The 22,229-nt window shown below is 43.1% G+C and carries 22 protein-coding genes; 14 read left to right on the top strand and 8 right to left on the bottom strand.

Features of this window, described 5'->3' with window-relative positions:
• Positions 1–45: 45 nt before the first annotated feature.
• The 3 genes from CDG79_RS25085 (at position 46) to CDG79_RS25075 (ending at position 3,977) form a co-directional block, all read left to right on the top strand.
• Positions 46–1,836 carry a pentapeptide repeat-containing protein gene (locus tag CDG79_RS25085; RefSeq protein ID WP_094344563.1) on the top strand — a complete coding sequence of 597 codons (1,791 nt, stop codon included), beginning with the start codon at positions 46–48 and terminating at the stop codon, positions 1,834–1,836.
• Between the two features lie 545 nt (positions 1,837–2,381).
• A complete protein-coding gene (locus CDG79_RS25080; RefSeq protein ID WP_094344554.1) occupies positions 2,382–3,317 on the top strand; it encodes a M23 family metallopeptidase in 936 nt (311 codons plus the stop codon).
• A 120-nt stretch (positions 3,318–3,437) separates the two neighbouring features.
• The gene (locus tag CDG79_RS25075; protein WP_094331309.1) at positions 3,438–3,977 is read left to right on the top strand and encodes a late competence development ComFB family protein; all 540 of its coding nucleotides are present in this window, start codon (positions 3,438–3,440) and stop codon (positions 3,975–3,977) included.
• A 54-nt stretch (positions 3,978–4,031) separates the two neighbouring features.
• Here CDG79_RS25075 and CDG79_RS25070 read toward each other — a convergent pair whose 3' ends face one another.
• Positions 4,032–5,012 carry a L,D-transpeptidase gene (locus tag CDG79_RS25070; RefSeq protein ID WP_223278306.1) on the bottom strand — a complete coding sequence of 327 codons (981 nt, stop codon included), beginning with the start codon at positions 5,010–5,012 and terminating at the stop codon, positions 4,032–4,034.
• A gap of 41 nt (positions 5,013–5,053) precedes the next feature.
• On the opposite strand from CDG79_RS25070, the gene CDG79_RS42740 reads away from it, so the two are divergent.
• From CDG79_RS42740 to CDG79_RS25060, 4 genes are all read left to right on the top strand, one after another.
• Entirely contained in the window at positions 5,054–5,221 is a 168-nt protein-coding gene (locus CDG79_RS42740; RefSeq protein ID WP_189525120.1) for a hypothetical protein, read from the top strand.
• A gap of 6 nt (positions 5,222–5,227) precedes the next feature.
• Entirely contained in the window at positions 5,228–5,410 is a 183-nt protein-coding gene (locus CDG79_RS42735; protein WP_189525119.1) for a hypothetical protein, read from the top strand.
• 368 nt (positions 5,411–5,778) lie between these two features.
• Positions 5,779–6,435, top strand: coding sequence for a sigma-70 family RNA polymerase sigma factor (locus CDG79_RS25065; protein WP_094331310.1), 657 nt, complete (start codon positions 5,779–5,781; stop codon positions 6,433–6,435).
• A 157-nt stretch (positions 6,436–6,592) separates the two neighbouring features.
• Entirely contained in the window at positions 6,593–7,210 is a 618-nt protein-coding gene (locus CDG79_RS25060) for an anti-sigma factor family protein (protein ID WP_094344553.1), read from the top strand.
• Positions 7,211–7,226: 16 nt separating this feature from the next.
• Here the strand turns inward: CDG79_RS25060 and CDG79_RS25055 are convergent, their stop codons facing one another.
• Complete coding sequence (locus tag CDG79_RS25055; RefSeq protein ID WP_094344552.1) at positions 7,227–7,682, bottom strand: gamma-glutamylcyclotransferase family protein; 456 nt, start codon at positions 7,680–7,682, stop codon at positions 7,227–7,229.
• A gap of 160 nt (positions 7,683–7,842) precedes the next feature.
• Between CDG79_RS25055 and leuS the strand changes: the two genes are divergently transcribed.
• Positions 7,843–10,464, top strand: coding sequence for a leucine--tRNA ligase (gene leuS, locus CDG79_RS25050; protein ID WP_094344551.1), 2,622 nt, complete (start codon positions 7,843–7,845; stop codon positions 10,462–10,464).
• A gap of 255 nt (positions 10,465–10,719) precedes the next feature.
• Here the strand turns inward: leuS and CDG79_RS25045 are convergent, their stop codons facing one another.
• The gene (locus CDG79_RS25045; RefSeq protein WP_094344550.1) at positions 10,720–11,151 is read right to left on the bottom strand and encodes a biotin carboxylase; all 432 of its coding nucleotides are present in this window, start codon (positions 11,149–11,151) and stop codon (positions 10,720–10,722) included.
• 134 nt (positions 11,152–11,285) lie between these two features.
• On the opposite strand from CDG79_RS25045, the gene CDG79_RS25040 reads away from it, so the two are divergent.
• Positions 11,286–11,897 carry a hypothetical protein gene (locus tag CDG79_RS25040; RefSeq protein ID WP_094344549.1) on the top strand — a complete coding sequence of 204 codons (612 nt, stop codon included), beginning with the start codon at positions 11,286–11,288 and terminating at the stop codon, positions 11,895–11,897.
• A 113-nt stretch (positions 11,898–12,010) separates the two neighbouring features.
• On the opposite strand, the gene CDG79_RS25035 is transcribed toward CDG79_RS25040, so the two are convergent.
• The 3 genes from CDG79_RS25035 to CDG79_RS25025 form a co-directional block, all read right to left on the bottom strand.
• A complete protein-coding gene (locus tag CDG79_RS25035) occupies positions 12,011–13,213 on the bottom strand; it encodes an alpha/beta hydrolase (protein ID WP_094344548.1) in 1,203 nt (400 codons plus the stop codon).
• A gap of 379 nt (positions 13,214–13,592) precedes the next feature.
• Positions 13,593–14,477, bottom strand: coding sequence for a shikimate dehydrogenase (locus tag CDG79_RS25030; RefSeq protein WP_094344547.1), 885 nt, complete (start codon positions 14,475–14,477; stop codon positions 13,593–13,595).
• An 89-nt stretch (positions 14,478–14,566) separates the two neighbouring features.
• A complete protein-coding gene (locus CDG79_RS25025) occupies positions 14,567–14,719 on the bottom strand; it encodes a lmo0937 family membrane protein (RefSeq protein ID WP_094344546.1) in 153 nt (50 codons plus the stop codon).
• A gap of 389 nt (positions 14,720–15,108) precedes the next feature.
• On the opposite strand from CDG79_RS25025, the gene CDG79_RS25020 reads away from it, so the two are divergent.
• Positions 15,109–16,041 carry an alpha/beta fold hydrolase gene (locus CDG79_RS25020; protein WP_094344545.1) on the top strand — a complete coding sequence of 311 codons (933 nt, stop codon included), beginning with the start codon at positions 15,109–15,111 and terminating at the stop codon, positions 16,039–16,041.
• 236 nt (positions 16,042–16,277) lie between these two features.
• Here the strand turns inward: CDG79_RS25020 and CDG79_RS25015 are convergent, their stop codons facing one another.
• Positions 16,278–17,003, bottom strand: a complete 726-nt coding sequence (locus CDG79_RS25015) for a hypothetical protein (protein WP_094344544.1) — start codon at positions 17,001–17,003, stop codon at positions 16,278–16,280.
• Positions 17,004–17,420: 417 nt separating this feature from the next.
• Between CDG79_RS25015 and CDG79_RS42730 the strand changes: the two genes are divergently transcribed.
• The 4 genes from CDG79_RS42730 to CDG79_RS25000 all read left to right on the top strand — a co-directional run bounded on the left by CDG79_RS42730 (position 17,421) and on the right by CDG79_RS25000 (position 21,260).
• Complete coding sequence (locus CDG79_RS42730) at positions 17,421–17,582, top strand: hypothetical protein (RefSeq protein WP_189525118.1); 162 nt, start codon at positions 17,421–17,423, stop codon at positions 17,580–17,582.
• A 226-nt stretch (positions 17,583–17,808) separates the two neighbouring features.
• Entirely contained in the window at positions 17,809–18,018 is a 210-nt protein-coding gene (locus CDG79_RS25010) for a hypothetical protein (RefSeq protein ID WP_189525117.1), read from the top strand.
• A 65-nt stretch (positions 18,019–18,083) separates the two neighbouring features.
• Entirely contained in the window at positions 18,084–19,748 is a 1,665-nt protein-coding gene (locus tag CDG79_RS25005; protein ID WP_094344542.1) for an FAD-dependent oxidoreductase, read from the top strand.
• A gap of 114 nt (positions 19,749–19,862) precedes the next feature.
• Positions 19,863–21,260 carry an ATP-binding protein gene (locus CDG79_RS25000; RefSeq protein ID WP_094344541.1) on the top strand — a complete coding sequence of 466 codons (1,398 nt, stop codon included), beginning with the start codon at positions 19,863–19,865 and terminating at the stop codon, positions 21,258–21,260.
• A 100-nt stretch (positions 21,261–21,360) separates the two neighbouring features.
• On the opposite strand, the gene CDG79_RS24995 is transcribed toward CDG79_RS25000, so the two are convergent.
• Entirely contained in the window at positions 21,361–22,011 is a 651-nt protein-coding gene (locus CDG79_RS24995; RefSeq protein ID WP_094344540.1) for a hypothetical protein, read from the bottom strand.
• Positions 22,012–22,229 lie beyond the last annotated feature (218 nt).

The raw sequence follows: 22,229 nt of genomic DNA, 5'->3' as shown, positions 1-22,229 counted from the left end.
CCAGATTATCAAAACAGTAAATTAAATGTAACAACGGACACAAAAATGTCAACATATTTATCTCAAGTCTGGCAACTGCTGAGAAATTATGTGAGGGATATAAGTTTACAAGAGATGCCAAAGAAGACATCTGTGGAAACTGAAGTAGTTTTACCTCTAGAAAAAAGTATTAAAGAACCAGACAAAAGCGTTAAATTTACTCAAGATAATTTGCAGGAAGATTTATGGTCTCAAAGACTGCAAGAAAGTTTAGAAAAATGGACAATACTAAGGAGCGGTTTGACTTCTAAGATAGGCGATCGGACATCGGACACGCTACCATCGGATTTTTGCTTGAGAGTAGGCGTAAGCGTATTCCGTTGTAGACATCGCCAGATGCATGAAGAGATTTATGATTTACTGGGCAATGGAGCGCTGAAACCAGAAATAGTCAATCAAATAATCCAATTTATTGTGGCTAATCAAAAAATTAGTCCAGAAATACTTTTCTGGCGGCTAGAAGATTTTTATCGTCGCTGGTGTCAGGGAGAATTTATCGATGGGATACCAGATGATAACCTACCTCAGAAGACAAGAGCAAAACTAGCGGCACAAAATATTGCGATCGGGTTAAGACAGGTAGACATATATACAGGGCTGAACGTACTGATTTTATTGTTAGAGTTACACCGCTATGCCCAAGGGCAAGATGAACTCAAACAAAAAATCACCTTCTATCCATCTGCTCAACCCGATACAGACAATTTTTTCACATCCCAACTGCTACGGGTCATAAACTATAGTGATGCCCTAGAAATTGGCAATTTTAGCAGTATAGTCGGGCAATTTCTCAAAGGCGGTAACTTTCGCAGTGCTTACTTAGGCGATGCCAACCTCACCGGGGCAGACTTTAGCGGTGCTGACCTAAGCCTTGCTTATCTCGGTGATGCCAACTTAACTGGGGTCAACTTCATAGGTGCCAACCTTAGCGGTGCCAACCTCGGTGATGCCAACCTCAGTGGTGCCAACCTCAGTGGTGCTAACCTCAGTGGTGCCGACCTCAGTAGCACTAACCTTAGTGGTGCCAACCTTAGCAGCACCAACCTTAGCCGCGCCGACCTCAACCGTGCCGACCTTAGCAGCACCAACCTTAGCCATGCTGACCTCAGCCGCGCTGACCTCAACCGCGCCGACCTCAGCAGCACCAACCTTAGCCATGCTGACCTCAGTAATGCCATCCTTTTCGGTGCCAATCTCAGCGAAGCCAACCTCAGCAGTGTCAACCTTAACCATGCTGACCTCTGCCGCGCTGACCTCAGTGGCGCTGATTTGAGTCACGCTATCCTCAACGGTACTAACCTCAGTGACACAATTCTTTTCAGTACCAACCTTAGTAATGCCATCCTCATCGCTGCCGATCTCAGCTATGCCAAACTTAACGGTGCTAAACTTAACAATGCCAGACTTAACGGCGCAATGTTCTTAGGTGCAGACCTCAGTGGCGTAGACCTGAGCCGGGTAACTCTCAACGAAGCTGACCTCAGTGGGGTTATTCTCAGTGAAGCCGACCTCAGTGGTGCAGACCTCACCGACGCTATCCTTTTCGGTACAGACTTTAGCTATGCCAACCTTAACAGTGCTAACCTCAGTGGCAGTAATCTCAGTGGTGCCATCCTCAATGGTGCGAATCTCAGCAACAGCAACCTCAACTATGCCATTCTTGGTGGTGCAGACCTCAGCGATGCCAATATGGAAAAAATGACATGGGGTAAAAAGCAGCAATGGGAAGGTGTGCGCGGGTTAGAGACAGCTGTTAATGTGCCGGAGGCATTGAAAGAAGAACTAGGATTGAATTGAGAGAATGTGGAGGTATCTTTATTCTGGCTCTTTGTATCCTATCTGCGGGCTTATGCAAATTAGTACTTAGCTTCTTAAGCACTGAGTAATCAGCACTCATCATCTGGTTTGCGTGATTTACTTACACAAATTTTAAATTAACAGTGTAGCATGAGTGTCCAGTTGAACAAGTGTCCAGTTGATTCCAAGATTTTCTTCAAGTATTATTATGTAATGGCTATAATCCAAACGAGTTTCTTTTGTTGTCTAACAAATGATCCCTCTGGCAAGCCACAAAAGCGTCTTTGCCATCAATCTAATTAAATTTTAAGATAATTGCCAATGTAATACACCTTGATTATTAAAGTTAATACCAATTCACTTTCACTAAATTACAGTTAAAAATGATTCTGCTTTATTTCCTACCCATTCCCCTCTGCTATCTATAAGTCTTTGGAGCGCTTCCCAACACTTATACTTTTCAACAACATCTACTTAAAACAGGAAACACTACTAGAAATAAGCTAGTCTATTTTCCAACACAAGCAAGGGATTTTTGTAGCTCTATGATTATTGATAATAGCGCTAGTAGTTCAAACCAGAAGTTACTCGGTTTTGATATCAAAAGTTTGACAGCCAATCGCCGTTCAATAAATGTATTAAAGGGAATATTTGCTGTTCTCCCGATCGCCTTGGCATTGCCTGTAGATGCTTTACAAGTAAAGGTGACTCCAACTAATCCTAAATTAGGGGATACACTCTCAGTAGAGATTAATCTAGATAATCCAGAGAATGCTACAAATCCAACAGTAGCGAATGGCAATAATACATACCCAGCCTTTAAAATTGCCCCCAATCAGTACCGGGCTTTAGTTCCCACTACTCCGCTAGAAAAATCTGGAACTAGAACACTTCGGGTTGCGGGAGATGGTCAAGTACAAAACTTGGCAGTGAATGTGCTTAATCGCCAGTTCCCCGTACAACGCATTACTTTGCCACCTGGCAAAGCCGGAGTGGATGCCACAGCTTATGAACTTAAGCGTGTGGCAGCTTTCAAGGCACTACAAACACCAGAAAAATATTGGAATGGAGTATTTCTGAAGCCAAATGCAGGGCGGATGAGTACAAACTATGGTGTACGTCGCTACTATAATGGTACATTTGCAAAGGACTACTATCATCGTGGCCTTGACTACGCTGGTGCTGCCGGTTCAGCCGTAATTGCCCCAGCCCCTGGACGAGTTGCTTTGGTGGGTAGGGTATCCCAAGGGTTTCGGATACACGGTAACGTAGTTGGCATTGACCACGGTCAAGGAGTAACCAGTATTTTCATGCACCTGAGTCGTATTAACGTTAAAGAAGGTGATTTTGTGAAAGCTGGTCAACTGATTGGCGCAGTCGGTTCAACAGGTGCTGCGACGGGGCCACATTTACACTGGGGTCTGTATGTCAACGGACAATCTGTCGATCCAACACCTTGGCGAACTAAGGTTGTTAATTAGTAGAGGCGGAATTGATCTCGTCTGTGCATAATTTGTGTTTTTTTGCTGATAATTAGGCAAAATAAATTGGATTGATACCGTCCCTACCTTGCTTGACCAACATAAATGATGATAAGCGTTATGAGTATCGAAAAAATTGTAGAACAAGCTCTCCAGGATGGTTATTTGACACCAGCAATGGAAGCAGAAGTTGGTAGAATCTGTGACAACGCCTCGGAACTCTCAATTGAAGAGTATATGGCGCTGGATCGGCTTATGGGAGCGCTATTGACTGGTGAGGTAGTGGCGGTACCTCGTAAACAATTTATTAACGTTATGGAAGAATTGGTACTGACAGAAGCGATCGCGCGAGTTGCAGAAATTGAAGCCACCAGCGAAAGTTCTCTAGATGTCGGCGATATTGCTGCTTACGCCCTCAATCGGCTACCACCTTTGTATGCTACTACAGAAGAAGGTGCTAGCTTTCAGCGCCAAACTGCCCTGGCACAACTACAAGACTTAATTTCTCAGCAAGTAAGTGAGGCGATTAACCGTTATCTGGATCGACCCAATTTCTTCCCAGAACGGCAAGCTTTAGGCAAAAACACTGGCAATGAGGTTGTACGCCAAGTTAGTGCCTTACTCCAAACATACGCACCTAATTTTGAGCAAAAATTATAATTTTAATGGTCATTGGTCATTGGTCATTAGTCTTAGACCAATGACTAATGACTCTTAATTACGTACTAACACTGTTGTCCCTATACTCACTTGCTCATACAACATTCGGACATCAGAATTACGCATTCTTAAGCAGCCGTGGGATACAGCCGTTCCTACCAGGTCAATATCCGGTGTACCATGAAAGCCAATTTCATTCCGTCCATCTGACCAGAAACCAATCCATCTGTCTCCCAAGGGGCTATCCGTACCAGCCTGAAATACCTTGCCCGTGATCGGGTGACGCCAGATTGGATAATGCCGCATGTGGATCACCTGAAAAGAACCTGTGGGCGTTTCCCAACCTTTCTTACCTACAGCGATTGGGTAGCTGGCTATCACTTCATCCCCTGCGTATACATAAGTGCGGCGATCGCTTAAATCAACTACCACTTGCGTCGTGGCATTTGCTACGCTGTCAGATGGTATTTGTTGGGCTGAAGCCTGAGACCATAGACCTTTTGGCCAGCTATCCGCTACTGGATTTTGTCTTTCTGCTTGCGCCACCAGCCTTGTCTGAGTTGGTAGTTCAGTTGTAGCTACTACTACATTCTTCTTAATGATTTGAGGCTGAGTTTGAGGCTTAATAACAGAAGACCTGAGTGTAGGTGTCCTCCGAACTATTCTGCGTCTATCAGCTACTTTCACTACATTTTTCTTAATTATTTTCGACTTAGTTCCAGGCTTAATAGCAGAGGACTTTGGTTTAACCGCCCTCTGGACAGTTGAGCCTTGGGCAACTTCACTAGGTGGCACAGATGCACCCAGTGCAAGTTCCCCTAAACTAACTTGTGACAGATTCTTGTAGACTCCCTCTGAGCGGCTTCCCTTAGGATTGGTTAGGGTAGAATCTCGCCGCATCGAAGTAGATGCAGACTTCTCAGACTGCCGTACCGCCGTAGTAATGCGCCAATGGACAGCTAAAGATAAAAATGCTGTGCCAAAACAAAGCAACATTACCATCCGCCCTACAGATTCGTTTCTTACCATTGCCATCGCCTATTGTTTATCCCTGACATATCCAGCCGACCAATTGGATGGGTTCATCATCCGATTATCAAAAATTTATCAATACTTATCATTTCCGCTATAAATCTGCCAACACCTTTGGGCAAACTAAGACTATACAAATTGCCCAAGCAGCAAAACTCCAAGGGGGTTGTAAGCCTTTACTCCGACTTTCTGCTGGAACTTTTGCGATATAGCAATCAATGATTAGTGGTGTAGGTGGGAGAAAAACCATGTTTGAAAAACTATTTCTAGCAGTCACAATTACATTTTCCCTTAATTTATTTTTTCAAGTTCGCGTACCAGAGCAACATAACATTGGTGCTATCTACAGGTCACAACTAGAACAATCGGCAACGATTGTGGTGATAAAATCAAAGAAATAAATCACCATTATAATAACCGCAGCAACCCAACTCCCAGCAATTATTACCCGAATTTAAAAGGTATCAAGAAGTTAGAATTACAAAATTTTTCTCTTCATCCTTAATAACCAGATTTAATTATTTTTATCAAGCGTATATACCCAGTTGCTAAAAGTACTGAAATGTGCATGATGTTGCGCCTTTGTTAGCTGATAAGTCTTGGGCAACTATGCCAGCAGTATAAGGAAAAAGTGGCTCACTTTATTGCTATAAATGTATCCAAAATTGTCTGCCTCCGTGTTCCAGTAATAAATCCGTCACCTTAGTATGGAACTTCTATCCCATTAGCATGTCTAATAGATAGGGATGATTTAGAGCCAGTACGATCTATGAGTCAGTCGATTACTGTATCCTGGTCAACGGTTGATGCAAAGTGTCCAGAAGCATCAGTGCAAGTTGACAAACTCCCTAACCACGATTTAATTTTGCGCTGTCAAGTGGGACTGCGACCAGATCGTGTTGCGTTTTCAGAGTTATTACGCCGCTATCAAAGTCAAGTTGATAGAGTTCTATACCACCTAGCTCCAGATTGGGCTGACAGAGCCGATTTAGCTCAAGAAGTTTGGATTCGCGTGTATCGGAATATTAACCGATTACAAGAGCCTGCTAAATTTCGGGGCTGGTTAAGCCGCATTGCCACCAACTTGTTTTACGATGAGTTGCGGAAACGCAAGCGGGTTGTTAGTCCTTTGTCACTGGATGCTCCCCGCTCGGTAGAGGACGGTGAGATGGATTGGGAAATCGCCGGCGATACTCCCGGGCCCGAAGAAGAACTGACAACTAGAGAATTTTACGAGCAATTGCGGGAAGCGATCGCGGATTTACCAGAAGTTTTTCGTACTACCATTGTCCTGAGAGAAATCGAAGGCATGGCTTATGAAGAAATTGCTGAAATCACTGGGGTTTCTTTAGGAACTGTGAAGTCAAGAATAGCCAGAGCTAGATCGAGACTGCAAGCTCACTTGCAGAATTATCTAGACTCCTAATTTACAGTATATTGCCTCTGCCCAATGGCGGAATTTAAGCATAGATTAAGAATTACCAGAAAGATGCAGATCGATTCTGCCCTGAGAAGGAAAAATGGCTAATTTTCCCGAAATTCCCGCCTATTTTACCCGTGTCTGAATTGTTAATAATGTTAAGATGACAACTGATTCTCAGTTTTACGACCGTTCTCCTTTGCAACTTCCTCAAGATTTGTCAGATGGGATGGCCAAGCATACCAATGAATCAACGGGTCTTATGGATATAGTGAAGCGCGATCGCTTCGAGTTATTGAGTGCTTACCTCGATGGTGAAGTCACAGCCTCTGAACGCAGGCAAGTAGAAGAATGGCTGGCAAATGATGCCTCAGTTCAATGCTTGTATGCGCGACTGTTAAAGCTGCGCCAAGGCTTGCGGACTCTCCCAGTCCCCACAGCCCCAGAATCAACAGAAGCAACAGTTCAGCAAGTATTGACACGCTTGCGCCGCCGCTCCCGGTTCAACTGGTTAGCGGGAAGCGCAGCCGTTGCTGCTTGTGTAATCGGTGCAGTATCTAGCTTAGTATCTGGTGGTTCGAGTCTGCTGCAACTGGCGCAACGACCAGAAAAAGAACCGATCCAAACGTCCTCAGCAGCGTCTATAATTCCACCCTCCCCTCTGATGGTGGGACTAAATAACCCGGTAATTGAAATTCCGAAAGCAGCTGTAGCTTCTCCAGAAAATCCAATTTATCCGGTACAGCCACAACGGCACGACTCCAAACAGGACATAAACTAATCGCAGAGTTAATAAGTCACAGTTCATAACTGGACTTTGCGGTTAAACCACAGCCACTCCACCAGCCGTCAGGTTGGAGGAAGCCCCCGAATTGGTCAATTTGCTCTAGAGTCATTAAATAAACCCAAGCCCAACCCAGAAAGAGCGACTGTAGCTCATAAACCTCGATAATTTGTCGGTTATAGAGGTTTTCTGGCGCTTGTCTAGCGATCTGGTAATTTTCTAGCACATCTAGCTGATTTAAAATTATTGGGTTAGAAAAAGAAAGTAAGTATCCATAAACTTTGCTATCCCCTAGCGTCATTGCTGGGTAGCCCATTGGCAGAGCAAACAATTTACCTTCTACAAAAGCTTTCTTGACATCAACTACTTTGTCAGCACAGTATTTTTTATAGTTAGCTTCACCTGGTTTGAGTGTGCCGTAGACAAAAACCCGCACCCAATCAGAAAATTTTATATTTGATTCAACCATTTAAACCTTCATCAAATGACTATTGCTATAACTGAAACAGTAGCAGTTCGGGCATAATCAGACTGATGCTCAATTATATAAATCTATCTATGAGTAGTTGACCTACAATATAGGTTAACTTGTTATGTGAACATAGATAGACCCAGTAGGAGAATTTTTGGTGGATTCCCGATATAACCCAGCAGCGATTGAGGAAAAATGGCAGAAAACATGGGTAGAACTTGGCTTAGATAAGATACCTTCAGCTAGCAACAAGCCAAAATTCTACGCTTTATCCATGTTCCCTTATCCATCGGGCAGCCTACACATGGGTCACGTCCGTAATTATACGATTAGCGACGTGATTGCCCGTCTCAAGCGAATGCAAGGGTATCGGGTAATACACCCAATGGGTTGGGATGCCTTTGGCTTGCCAGCAGAAAACGCCGCCATTGACCGTGGTGTACCGCCGGCAAAGTGGACTTATCAAAATATTGCTCAGATGCGGCAGCAATTGCAGCGTCTTGGTTTATCTATTGATTGGGAGTGTGAGCTTGCTACCTGTTCGCCAGATTATTACAAGTGGACGCAATGGATTTTCTTACAGTTTTTGCAAGCAGGGTTAGCTTACCAAAAAGAAGCAGGCGTAAACTGGGATCCTATTGACCAAACTGTATTGGCAAATGAACAAGTTGATAACGAAGGACGTTCTTGGCGCAGTGGCGCAATAGTTGAACGCAAGTTGTTGCGGCAGTGGTTTTTTAAGATTACCGACTACGCTGACGAATTACTCAATGACTTGGATAACTTGACAGGTTGGCCGGAACGCGTCAAATCGATGCAGGCAAATTGGATTGGTAAATCTACAGGCGCTTATTTAGAATTTCCTATCATTGGGATAGATGAAAAGATCGCCGTGTATACTACGCGCCCAGATACCGTTTATGGTGTCAGCTACCTGGTGTTAGCACCAGAACATCCCTTAACAAAACGTGTAACCACAAAAGAACAGCAAGCGGTGGTAGAAGTCTTTATTAAAGAGGTTTCCAATCAAAGTGAGTTGGAACGTACTTCTGAAGACAAACCTAAGCGGGGTATCCCCACAGGTGGTAAGGCAATTAACCCATTTACAGGGGAAGAAGTGCCGATTTGGATTGCTGACTATGTACTGTATGAATATGGTACTGGAGCCGTGATGGGTGTACCAGCACACGATGTCCGCGATTTTAAGTTTGCCAAAAATTACAATTTACCAGTTGATTTTGTTATTGCTTCCCCAGATGATGTTGCAGGTTTTGACTTAACTCCAACATCAAACACTGATGAAGTCTCACAACTCATCCAAATTGACTATAACAAGGCATACACTGAACCAGGAATTTTAATTAATTCTGGGGCTTTTACTGGTATGCCTTCTGTAGATGCTAAACAAGCAATTATTGAACACGCCGAAAAACAAGGTTTTGGTAAAGTGCGGGTGCAATATCGCTTGCGGGATTGGCTAATTTCACGACAGCGTTATTGGGGCGCACCAATACCTGTAATTCACTGTCCCAACTGTGGGATAGTGCCAGTACCTGACAAAGATTTGCCAGTCCAGTTGCCAGAAGAAGTGGAATTTACTGGACGTGGCGGTTCACCTTTAACTCAGTTAGAAAGCTGGGTAAATGTGCCTTGTCCAACTTGCAGCACTCCAGCGAAGCGGGAAACTGACACGATGGACACTTTTATTGATTCCTCGTGGTATTTCTTGCGCTTCCCTGACGCTAAAAATGAACAACAGGTTTTCGATTCCAGTAAAGTCAACGACTGGATGCCAGTGAATCAGTATGTGGGTGGGATTGAACACGCGATTTTACATTTGTTGTATTCGCGATTCGTCACAAAGGTTCTGCGGGACAGAGGGTTACTGAATTTTGATGAACCCTTTCAACGCCTCTTAACTCAAGGTATGGTGCAGGGTTTAACTTACACAAATCCCAATAAGGGTGGAAAAGATAAGTGGGTTCCCTTTAATCTTGTAGATCCAGCCGATCCACGAGATCCTAAAACAGGTGAAGCACTGCAACTTGTTTATGCCACGATGTCTAAATCAAAGGGCAACGGTGTAGCACCAGAAGATGTAATTTCTAAATACGGTGTAGACACAGCGCGGATGTTCATCTTGTTCAAAGCGCCGCCAGAAAAAGACCTGGAATGGGATGAAGCCGATGTGGAAGGACAATTCCGCTTTTTAAATCGGGTTTGGCGTTTGGTGACAGATTATATTACTGCTGGGGTATCCCGCAAAAAAGCTCAACTGTCTGATTTAACTAAGACAGAAAAGGAATTACGACGGGCAATTCACACGGCTATTCAAGCGGTGACAGAAGATGTGGAAGACGAATATCAATTCAACACAGCTATTTCAGAATTGATGAAGTTGAGTAATGCCTTAACTGATGCCGATGGGAAAAATTCACCAATTTACGCAGAAGGGATTCGGACTTTGGTGATGTTACTAGCACCCTTTGCACCACACATTGCTGATGAATTGTGGCATTTGTTGGGTGAAAGTGATTCAGTTCACACTCAAACTTGGCCATCATTTGACCCTGATGCTTTGGTAGCTGATGAAATCACTTTAGTGATTCAAGTTATGGGTAAAACTCGTGGTGCGATTCAAGTACCAGCACAAGCAGATAAAGCAGCGTTAGAGAAATATGCCCGTGAATCAGAAATTGCCCAGCGTTACATCGAAGGCAAAGAGATTAAAAAGGTAATTGTTGTGCCTGGAAAGTTGGTAAATTTTGTAGTCAGCTAAAAGTGAATACGGTTTAGATGGAGAAATCAATTTTTGATTCTCTTCTTTTTCTCTTTCTTTGCGCCCTTTGCGCCCTTTGCGGTTCGTTTTTTTATCCCGCAAAACTAAGTTGATAGACTACTAGATTTATTAACAAAGATATGGCTGCGGCAAGACTTGTAGTGTATACCGTAGGTTTGCGGCGAGGGGAGACAAAGCATGGCTTTGGCGGGGTAAGGTTCTTCGGGTTTAATAAGCGATCGAGCGGACATGATATTATCTACGCACTTGACCGCTAAATCCAGCTGCTTTAAACTGCTTTAGCTTCAACGGAGTAGGCTGATTAGCAGGTACAGAAATTCTCAACTCAAAATCGCTAATACCTGTTGGGACTTCAGCAATAGAACCTAAACGAGTGCGGTTTTGCATCACTGAGTCATTGTTGGCATCATAGATGCGTCCAAAAATATCTGCATCGTAGACTGTTTTATTAGTGCCATTTTCTGCTTTGCCAATAACAATAAAGCAATTGGCAGCTGCGCTACCACTACTAATTACAGCCCCTTTTGCTAGTTCTGGCGGACAATCCTTATAAGTAACATCAAATAATCTAATCTGTGTCAACGCTACAGCAGGGGGAGCGATCGCCAACGATAGAAATGCGATGAAACAGGAAATCAAAACAACTGTGAGTGAGCGCAACCGCATACAAGACCCCGTTACTGAATCCAAGAATATGTAACTTATAATCTCAGCTTACCTGAATTTCACTACAAGGGATTGAAGACTTTAATTTAACCTTTGTAATAATTAAGGAAATAACCCTCAATTGCCATTAAATTATGACTCCAGATGAGATTGAAGCATCTATGCTCGCAGCCTTTAATGATTGTGATGCAGCAAGCTGTCCTCTCACTGACACGCAGAAGCAGATATTACTGCAAGTAATCGAGCAAATTCAGGGAAGTTACACCTCTGGGGTGTCAAGTATTGCTAATCCCTTAGATGAACTTACCCCAGAGGAGTTAGAAGCATTTTTACAGTTTGTTAGAGACGAAGAACAACGCAACCGCACTTGGAAAGTGCAATTACTCAACGACTGGCTGCTAGAAAATCACTCTGGAACAGTACAGTTTATTCGCAAACGCTATGGTTTACAGTGGTTGAATCGCGTTCAGTCATGCCATTTTGATAAGTATTCTTATTTTGAGGATGCACTAAAGTTAAGAGTAGGCGATCGCATTGAAGTTTCCAATGCACTATGGGAATGGGTGCAAGAAGATGGGCCTTGTAAGCGGGAATGGTTTCCCTGTATGGTGATTAAAGTCGAGGAAATTAGCAACGGTGATGATTCCTCTACTAATTGCGTCGTCCGCTTCTTCAACGGCGCTGAGTACGAAATTCAAGGAATCTACGAATGGAATCGCTATAACTGGCGTTGGCCGCAGAAATAGTGAGGAGTTAGGAGTTAGAAGTAAATCTCATTGAGTGTTTCAACTCCATTAATGAGTGTTTGAACTCCGTTAATGAGTCTTTATGCTCTGATTGCTGCTGTATGTTAGTGAAATTATTGCTTAAACAACGCCCAAGCTAAAAACCTCTCAGTATGATACAACGCTAATTGATTGCTCACACCGTTGAAAACGGCATCAAAAGCGTGTTCTGCCCAAGGAATTTGTAGAAAAACCGCAGTATTACCAGAGTCATGTAAACGTTCATACATCTTTCTGCCAAATCGCGCTTCTACCAAATTGTCACGACTACCGTAAATTAATAAAGTTGGCGGTAAAGGGTGCGTTAGATAATTTATCGGTGAAGCAATTTGATATTGATTAGGCAATTCCTCTAAAGAACCACCCATAAATACTTTTAAAACAGCGCGGGTGTTGATAGGATCGGGAAATGGTGGTGTTTTGTATCCTCCAGGTAAGTTAACAGGGCCGTAATAGTTAACTACAGCCCGAATGGGTGGTGCATCTGGTTGATAAGCCGCTAGCATTGCTAGGTGCGCTCCCGCAGAACGTCCTATAAGTACCATGCGTTCTGGATCGGCTTCATAAGCTGCTGCATGTTTGCGAATAAAATTCAAGGCTGTACGCACATCATCTAACTGAGTTGGAAACTGATATTTAGGTGCGTGTCGATAGTCAATTGCAAATACTGTATATCCATGATTAGCAATATATTGATTAAACTCAGAATTGGCATGAGGATTGCCATATTGCCAAGCTCCACCATAAATTACTACCACTGCTGGATATTTCCCCACCTTTGGGGGTTGGTAAACTTCCATTTTTAAAGGCAATCCCGCAGGAGTTGCAAAAATAATATCTTTTTGATGACGGGTTTTACCTAATGGAATACCCCCGAAAAAATTAACTAAGTTAAAGGGATGGGTTTGCATTTTAGCCCTTACTTGGGCTGGAATTTGCTCTAAATAATTTTCTCCCAACCCTTGTTTCATTGCTTTAGCCATCTGCATTTGAGTTGGTGGGATATTCACTAACACCCATGCACAAATTAGCAATCCGATTAAACTGAAAATGCAAGCTAGGCGTTGTAATTGACGGCGACGAATGCAGAAAAAAGAAAGCAATAAAGAGAGTGAATTTAATAACAATAACCAAGGGCTGACTTCTGGCGCTCCCACTGCTAAGGTGAGTAAAGACATATTTGGAGGCGGAAGAATAATCCAAGAACTGAGAAATAAACTTGTAAAACTTAGTAATAATACAAGCCATGATAAAAGTATTTTGGGTTTAGTAAACATAAATTAAAATGTGCAAAACCTCTTCGGGCTTTAGGTAATCTTGGTGCTGTCTACTGGTGTAACTCCTCCAGTAAATATCTTTGGCATTAGCCACTTTACGATATATACTCATTGATGGCAATCTACCGCCTTCATCCACCGAAAAGCACCTTCATCAGCATCATTACCCAAAGGCACAATGTTATTCCCCCATCTTTGAGAGTCGCGATCGCAGCGTCTCCAAATAAATATTAATTATGTATTAAGTAACTTATGTTATTTTAATCTAAGTAGTCAATTTATTAGCGTAGGCGCAGCCTGCACTTCTCTACGAGACGCTGCGCGAACGGCAAGCTTAGTGACCACCGCAGGCATCGCTCTCAGGGTAATTATTTATCCATCAACTAAAACCCAAATGCTTTTGCAAAGCTTGGCGCATGACTTCTACAGGTACATTTTCCTGGTGTAACCAAATTTTTAATGCTGCTACCCCTTGCTGGACTAGCATTTCTAAGCCATCAATCGCAATTGCACCTTGTTTTTCAGCTTGCTCTAGAAATTGCGTCGGTTTAGGGATATATATCAAATCGTAAGCGATCGCGCCCGTTGGTAAATCTGCTATTTCTTCTGCACTCAAAGGCGACTCATCAACGTTGGGATACATCCCTATGGGGGTTGTGTTTACCAGCAGATTAGCTTGGGGAATTAGCTTTGCAACTTCCTCCCATTGATGAACTTGCAAATTCTCCGCTATGGGTGAATTACTCCAACTATGGCGGAATTCTTGCAATCTCTGCATATTCCGCCCAACAACAAGAATTTTGGCAAAACCTAGTTGGTGACAACCTGCTACAATTGCTCTGGCTGCGCCACCATTGCCTAAAATTACCGCTACCTTCTGACTCCAATCTTGCTTATAGGTTGTCTGCAAAGGAGCGATAAATCCTTCTATATCGGTGTTTGTCCCCACCCATCGATTATTTTGACGACTAACAGTATTTACTGCCCCTATGGTTTGGGCAAGAGGGGTAATTTCTGACAGGAGGGGCATGATTGCCTGTTTGTGAGGGATTGTAACACTAAAGCCAACAACCCCAATAGCGGCAAAACCTGCGATCGCTACTTCTAAATTCTCTGGTGCTATGGGAAAGGGAAGATAAACGTAATCTAATCCTAAATTAGCGATCGCTGCATTATGCATCAGTGGCGACAGCGAATGTTCCACCGGATGTCCAATTACCCCTAGTAGTTTACTTTTACCTGTAATCAATTTGTCATTTGTCATGTGTCAATAATCGGTAGTGATTTTTCCTTGCTCAATCCTTCTAAAGCAAGGATTTCAGTCTTTATTATCACTACATATTTACCAAATTCTCACACATCACGGCCTTTAAAAAAGTTGTAAATGGCAAGCCCAATAGCTATAAGTAACACTGCATGAATTAAATTTCCAGCAATATGAAGTGTTAATCCTAATGCCCAAAAAGCAACCAGTACAACAACAATACCCCAAAGTATGCTAAACATATATTTGACTCTTAGTAAAGTGATTTTTACTTGCTCACATATTTTATCGTCTAACTTGAGTTTTATTCTATTTGCCCTAAGATAGGTTAACAAATTTAAATCATCTTTCTTAAGAAAGAAACCGAAAGCATTTATTTTTTTAATACCTAGAACTATAGACTAGTTGCAGCACTACAAACAGAATCTAGTAAATAAAAAAGGTTAGTGCTAAACATGTAGTAACAATCAAAGACTGAAACGCCGGCTTTGTAAGGATTGAGTAAGGAAAAATCACTATTTAGATACCACTACCCCGTCAAAAGTCAAGGCTCAAGGGTCAAAAGTCAAAAACTACCCTTCTGTTCCTCTGCCCTACAATTATTAAAAGCTACTTAACACTTCTTTGAATCATGCAGGCAACTACAGCCCCCTCTACAAACCCAATTCCTGGTAAATATTGGCAGTGGCGCGGGCACAATGTTTACTATGTGCGTGCGGGAGAGAAGCAATCGCAACGTCCGCCTTTGCTTTTGGTACATGGATTTGGTGCTTCCACAGACCACTGGCGCAAGAATATCACAGGATTGTGTCAAGACTTTGAAGTATTTGCGATCGATCTTTTGGGATTCGGGCGATCGGCAAAACCAAAATTGCAGTACAGTGGCGACTTGTGGCGCGACCAACTTCATGATTTTATCAGTGAAGTAATTGGTCAAAAAGCAGTATTAGCGGGTAATTCCCTTGGTGGCTACGCTGGCTTGTGTATTGCAGCGCAACATCCCGAAAGTGCGGCTGGTTTAGTTTTGCTCAATAGTGCAGGGCCCTTTAGCGAAAGCCAACCTACGTCTGAGCCTGAAGCTTTACAATCAGAAATTCAGGCTCCCAAACAATCGGCTAATTTGCAGAAACTTCTTGGTGACTGCACTAAGTGGATTTTTCAACAACCTTTAGCCCAGTTTTTGTTATTTCAGTATGTGCGACAACGCTGGGTAATTCGCCAAACCCTAGAAAAAGTTTATCTTGACAAAAGTGCCATTACAGACCAATTAGTAGAAGAAATTTCTCGTCCGGCTGACGATCCTGGTGCGTTGGATGTGTTTGTTTCAGTCTTTAGCAGTCCTCAAGGGGAAAAAGTTGATCTGCTACTAAAGCAATTAACTTGTCCTTTGTTGATGTTGTGGGGAGAAGCCGATCCTTGGATGAATGCTAGAGAACGTTCTCAAAAGTTTCGTCAATATTATCCTGAACTTACAGAACATTTCTTAAGAGCCGGTCATTGTCCCCATGATGAAATACCCGATAAAGTAAACCAACTTTTAGGCGATTGGGTTTTGTCTCAGTAAGTGTGCGTGAATAATTAAAGGTTTGTAGTAAAGGCTTGCGATCGTGTCCGCTTAATTACTTCTTAAACCCCAAGAACCTCACCGTTCCCTGCGCCTAATTTCCAAAAGGGGTTTACCAGGCGGGGAACCTGTCTACGCAGAGGCTACCGATGAGCGTCTGTCATGTGAGGTGCAATAACTGTGAGAATCATAATTAATTATCCGAACACGATATTAAGCCTTTACTACGAGCAAACTTATTTAAAAATATATGATTTAAGTTCTTGCTCGATTTGGTCGCTAATTATTTCAGTTCCCATACCGATTTTATCAAGGTTAACCCTAACAAAATTTGTTTTGTCTTGTTTTGTAAATTTTTTGTCATTATCCGAGTCTTTGATGATTTTTAGAAAAATTGCATTTTGACTTGGAACAACAACCCAACTAATTATTCGAGTGTTATTTGGGGTAATTTGCTGGAGTTGCTTACCTGATAAATCAGAAAGATAACCAATAGTAGCATCTTCGCTGTTGAGTTTTTCATCTGTATTTGTGTCCTGGTCAATTATTCTATACAACCAAAATCTTGTATTTGGCTTGTTTACCGCTTTTACTTCCAATAAATCGAAGGAGGTGATAATGGCTTTTTTATTTAATAAAAGATGAGTTTCACCATCTTGTTTATTATAAAAAATAATATTGGAGAATTGGTTGTTTTTTTCATAAGAGCGTGATGAAAAGCTTAAATCAATTCCTTGTTCTTCATTCTGTTGTGGAAGAGTAACAGGAATCATCAGATAATCTGATTGTTCTTTAATGATTAAATCACTATAGACAAGATTTGCTTGAAGCTTAGGTTTATCATCTGCTTTTGCCTGTTCTACGTTTTTACTAACAGAAGATTTACAGGAAAAAGAAAGGAAAGAAAGGGTTGCGATAATCATGACTGTAGTAAAGTTTTTCCAAAAGCTATAATTTATCATCAAATTCTCCTTGCAGGATAAATTGCTGTCTTATTTTATTCCCTGCGGGGAAATTAGCCAGATTCTGAATTTGAGTTTATCTTGAACAAAAAAGTGAAGTACCCTAAGCAAAATGTTTTAGGTGAATTGCAGTACTTACTGCTGTACGGAGAATAATTATATTAGAGTCATTGTCGGGTTGAACTCTAGCTTTGACTGCCTCAATAAGTTTTTGGCGAAAGCTTGAGTATTTCATGCTACGGATGATATCGTGTCCGGTTAAACAATTGTCATTGCGTTCGCCCTTGGCGTTCCCGTTCGCGTAGCGTCTCCGAAGGACAGGATACGAAGTGAAGCAATCCCAAAAGCCTTGCGATTGCTTCCTTCCACTTCGTTATACTCGCAATGACATATCACAAGTAATTTGCCGGACATGATATGAGACGGTTTAGCGATCTGGATGAAATGACTCAACCGGAAATTGAGACTTGGCAGCGAGCAAAAATTATTTCCCAACAGATCGAGGGTGCGGTAGGGGAAATTAATGAATTGCCCCTACCGGAAAATCAAGGTTTGGGCTATTTTCTGCGTAAGTCCTGAAGGAAAGAAATGCCCTGCTCCCTTATCCAATCCAATTTCAGTTACTCTGAATGACCAAAATAGCTTTATGATTCTCTACAAAAGCATATTTGAAATTATTTAGGTCTAATACCAAAATATTTTCAAGCTCATTCTAGAACATGGTGAATCACTTAAAGGTGATTCGTGCAATGCGGGTATTGAACGTTCTTCCAGGGTCAAATAAAGTGCAGGGAGATGAAAAATTATGGCTGGACACCCATTTCATGACCAACTGAGTTTAGAAGAACAAGCTGAGAAACTCGGAAAGCAAGCAGTAAGCTTGGGTCTGATTCCCAGTTTTGTAGTGCATTACTTTCCTGATACCTGGGTATTTTATATACCTAATGAAAGTCAATCAGAAGCACTGACACCAGAAGAGGCGTACTTTCGTTTAAAGCAACTGATTAAACAGTAGATATTTTGACGACAGATTTTTGAAGATAACAGCTAGGCACTGCAATTGTTAAGTAACAGTATGTTATGGCGAAACCTGCTATTTTAACCGTCGATGACGATCCAGAAGTGTTGCAAGCGGTGTCACGAGACTTGCGACATCAGTATGGCGATCGCTTCCGTATTGTTCGGGCAGATTCTGGTATTACCGCTCTGGACGCGGTGCAGCAACTCAAATTACGGAATGAAGCAGTTGCTCTATTTTTGGTGGATCAAAGAATGCCGCAGATGGGAGGTGTGGAGTTTCTCGAACAGGCAAAAGGCATCTTTCCTGATGCAAAACGTGCTTTGCTGACTGCCTATGCAGATACCGATGCTGCCATTAAGTCCATTAATAGTGCCAAACTTGATTACTACTTACTTAAGCCCTGGAATCCACCAGAAGAGCGACTATATCCGATTTTGGATGATTTGTTAGATGACTGGCTAGCTGGATTCCGTCCACCCTTTGAAGGGATTCGAGTCATTGGTAATCGCTGGTCGCCTTTTTCTCATCAGGTGAAAGACTTTCTGGCGCGTAACCAGATTCCCTACAAGTGGTTGGATATTGAACTGGAGCCGGATGCAGCAAAATTAGTTGAATACGCAGAAGCTGATGGTAGACAGCAATTACCCTTGGTGCTGTTTCCCGATGGTTCCCGATTAATCCAACCATCTAATTTAGAGATTGCTGCCAAAATTGGACTGCAAACCCACGCAGAGCGCCCATTTTATGACTTGGCGATCGTGGGTGCTGGCCCTGCTGGATTAGCCGCCGCAGTCTATGGCGCTTCTGAGGGATTGAGTACAGTCTTAATTGAGCGTGAGGCTCCGGGCGGGCAAGCAGGCACGAGTTCGCGCATTGAGAACTATCTAGGGTTTCCTGTTGGTTTGAGCGGTAACGATTTGGCTAGGCGGGGAGTCACCCAGGCGCGGCGATTTGGAGTAGAAATTCTCACTCCTCAAGTAGTAACCGGAGTTAAGCTGCAAGATCCTTATCGGGTTCTGCAATTGGCGGATGGTAGCGAGATTAGTTGCCATGCACTTTTAGTTGCAACCGGTGTTTCCTATCGTTGGCTAAATATCCCAGGAGCCGAGAAGCTGGCAGGGGCAGGAATTTATTACGGTGCTGCGATGACTGAGGCGATCGCCTGTAGCAATGAGGAAGTTTACCTAGTAGGCGGGGCAAATTCTGCCGGACAAGCAGCAATGCATTTTTCTAAGTATGCCAGTAAAGTGATTATGCTGGTGCGGGGTGAGTCCCTTTCATCGAGTATGTCCCAATACTTGATTGACCAGATTGCGGCGACTGCAAATATCCAAGTTTGCACCAGTTGCAGCGTTGTGGAAGTCAAGGGAGATGAACATCTAGAAGAAATTGCGATCGCCCATAGCAAGACTGGACAAACTGAAACCGTGCCAGCGCGATCGCTTTTTATCTTTATCGGTGCTACCCCCAAAACTGATTGGCTTGATGGGGTTATTCGACGCGATGCTCAGGGTTTTATCATCACAGGCCCCGACTTAATGCCCAATGGCAAGTCTCCTCCAAGTTGGCGTTTGGAACGCTCACCTTTTTTACTAGAAACCAGCGTTCCTGGCATCTTTGCAGCCGGAGATGTGCGAGCCGGATCGATTAAGCGGGTGGCATCCGGTGTTGGTGAAGGTTCAATCGCCATTCAATTCGTTCACCGCTACCTGAGCAATGTTTAGCTGGAGCAAAATAACCTAATACTAATTCGTAATTAAGAAAGTTAGATGTAATTTGGGTTTTCAGGCTTGCGTCTGTAGTGTTCTTTTGGTGAATTGTTCTAAGGAGGTTGATTGATGTTGTGTATTAAAGAATTGATCGACTTAGACCCGTTTCAACAGCTTCCTCAAGAGCGATTGCAGTGGGTTTGCGATCGCGCTCAAACAGTTGAACTTTCCGCAGGAGAAGTGTTGGCCCATGAGGGAGACCCTGCATGTCGCTTATTTATCTTAGTCAAAGGTAAAATCAACATCACCCGCCGCAGTGAAGGAGTTGAAATTCCCATAGGGCAACACGAAGCCCCATCTTTTTTTGGTGAAATTCCAGTCCTCACAGATGAACCTGCACCTGTGACAATGCGGGCATTGACAAATTGCCACCTTTATGGACTTAAGGGAGAAGATTTCCGTAAACTGCTGCATGAATGCCGCGATTTTGAGCGGATGGTCTTCCGTATTATGGAACGTCGTGTCCGAGGGCTAGAATCTTTCATTCGGGGGCGGGAAAAGATGGCAGCTTTAGGGACACTAGCTGCCGGTTTAGCTCATGAACTTAACAACCCAGCTTCAGCCCTCGTTCGGACTTTAGGGGAAATGCCCGCTGCCATTCTAGAACTACAACGAATGAACTTAGTTTATGGGCAACGCAACGTTGAAGAAGCTCATACTCAAGACTGGTTGAGAGTGAGGGATCGGGGCTATGATGCGATTTTAAATAATCGTCTCGATCCGGTGACACTAAGCGATCGCGAAAGCGTCTTGCTGGAATGGTTAGAAGACTATGGGGTGAAGCAGGCATGGAAATTAGCAGAACCTTTAGCAGAAGGTGGTGTTGAGGTCGAAACCTTAGATCGAATGATGGAACGTTGGCGCAATGATGAGACTGAATTGCGAGAAATCGGATTACACTGGCTATCGCTTTCCTTTGAAGTCATATCAATGATTAAACATGGTTTGCGAGGAGCCGAGAGGATTTCCGAACTTGTGCAAGCCATGAAATCTTATACTTACCTCGATCGAGGCGTTCAGCAAGAAGTGAATGTGCATCAAGGTTTAGAAGATACATTGCGATTATTTGTTCATAAACTCAAGTGCGGCATCCAAGTAGAACGCAATTACGATCGACATATTCCTAAAATCCTTGCTTATGGCAGCGAACTGAATCAGGTATGGACGAACTTAATTGACAACGCCATTGATGCAATGGATGGTAAGGGATTGCTGGAAATTACAACACACCATTGCGATCGCTTTGCTCATATTGACATCATCGATTCTGGTAGTGGAATTCCACCTGAAATTAAAACCCGTATTTTTGAACCTTTCTTCACTACCAAATCAGTGGGGCGTGGTTCAGGACTCGGTTTGGAAACCGTTCGCCGGATTGTAGAAAATCGTCATCACGGTACGCTCTCATTTGAGTCGCAGCCAGGGAGAACTTGTTTCACTATTTGCTTACCCTTGTCAAATAAATGAATCATTTGAACAAGGTTAAGGAACGAAAACCTTATACAATCAAGGCTTTGTTGGATTTCTACATTCTGACATGCAATCAACCTCCCCCTTTATTCCTTATTTAAAACAATCCCTCCGATTCAGCAAATTTACGTAAACGCGGTAGACACTGACGCTGATAAAAACTGCTTAATGTTGGAATTGACAGTGCAAATTCCTCAGATAATTCTTTCCAGCTAACTTCCGGGGGTAGGCGTTTAAGAATTAACACCTGACAATTCACATCTGGTCGCCCTTTAATACAAGTACGGCAGAGTTCTCCTTCAGAATCGGTCTTAGCCCATGTCTCCAAGTCTTCCAGAATGGGAGGTGGTTGGGGGGTAGCTGGAAGGTTATCTATAGGATCGATTGTTTCACTTGTTCCACCCGATGTAGACTGACGAACCCAAAGAGGGACTGTTGTGGCTTGTTCGCGGTTCTGGTTAATGTAAAAGTCTTGTAGTCTCCTTTTTAGGTAAGCATTCAGCCAAGTGATGACACTGCCATAGGAGGGATCGTAGATTTGACCTGTCAAACCTTCACAAACATTGCGGCAGAAATACAACCAAGTTTGTTGTAGTGCATCTTGATAGTAGGGAGTACTTTCCCTCCAGAGTCTATTTGCTGTCAAGCGAATAATTTGCGTGAGCAGCTTCTGACGCTGAGGACTTCCAATTGCGTGTCCACAGGCTTCGGAAACTAAGCGGCGTAGCTGTTCATCGAATTGAACCATGACAATCTTGGGGCAGAAAGAAAGCAAGAATATCTTAGTATTGCGTATAACAACGCCCTAAAAAAAGATGTTGGGGATTGGGGATTGGGAGATTTGAGTCTTTGAGGTAGATAAATCTATTTCAAAGGATGGCTGAGGCTTTAACCCGCATTTCTCACAAGCTTCAGGCGTTTGATAGAGCAGAGGGGCAGAGGGGCAGAGGGGCAGAGGGGCAGAGG

Source organism: Nostoc sp. 'Peltigera membranacea cyanobiont' 232, assembly GCF_002245985.1.
In the GTDB taxonomy this organism is placed as follows: Bacteria; Cyanobacteriota; Cyanobacteriia; order Cyanobacteriales; family Nostocaceae; genus Nostoc.
Note: the sequence above shows the minus strand (reverse complement) of the source record. Positions and strands in the feature narration are given on the sequence as shown.